General features: G+C 35.4%; 1 protein-coding gene. It reads left to right on the top strand.

Features of this window, described 5'->3' with window-relative positions; all coding sequences use genetic code 11:
* The coding region (locus PL85_RS18725) for a hypothetical protein (protein WP_214653633.1) at positions 1-584 on the top strand (584 nt) is incomplete at its 5' end.
* Between the last annotated feature and the right edge of the window lie 21 nt (positions 585-605).

Raw genomic sequence — 605 nt, forward strand, 5'->3', positions numbered from 1 at the left:
GGGTTTATGACGCGCTTACTTTGGAGCAATCTAAATCGGATTTAGATAAGTTGGTTGATAAAAATAGTAATAGTGATTCGGTAGAACCAAAAGTAGGTAAAGATTACGTTAAAACTGAAAAAAGGTTGTCGTCATATTGCAAGTCAGCCACAGGAATTGCTCGTATTCGTAGTTTGATACAAGAAAGTAGTGATGCTAAAGAACTTGAAGCTTTGATAAAAATTGAATTTAAAAATCAGCAAGTAGAATGGAAAGACTTCTTTTACGATGATGCTCGTTATCACGTGCTTCATAATAGAATCGCCCGTGGGAAGATAGAACATCCAGTTGCCATTAGAGTCACTGCAAAACAAACTCGAACTTCAACTAATACAACACATCCTGTATCGACCCAATGTTATTCTGAAGCTAAGGATGGAATTAACTATATTCCATGGTTAAATATTCACAGAGATCTTGAAGATATAGAGCTTACATCTGGAAATGCATATATAGTTTTAGGGCATGTAACTTCTTCGCACAAAGGTCAGTTCAAAGGTTTAAACTTTAAAATTGGTAATAAAAAACAGATAGCTCGAGAATAATGTATGCGCCCCATAATCCCA

It is taken from the genome of Vibrio anguillarum (assembly GCF_001989995.2).
Classification (GTDB): domain Bacteria; phylum Pseudomonadota; class Gammaproteobacteria; order Enterobacterales; family Vibrionaceae; genus Vibrio; species Vibrio anguillarum.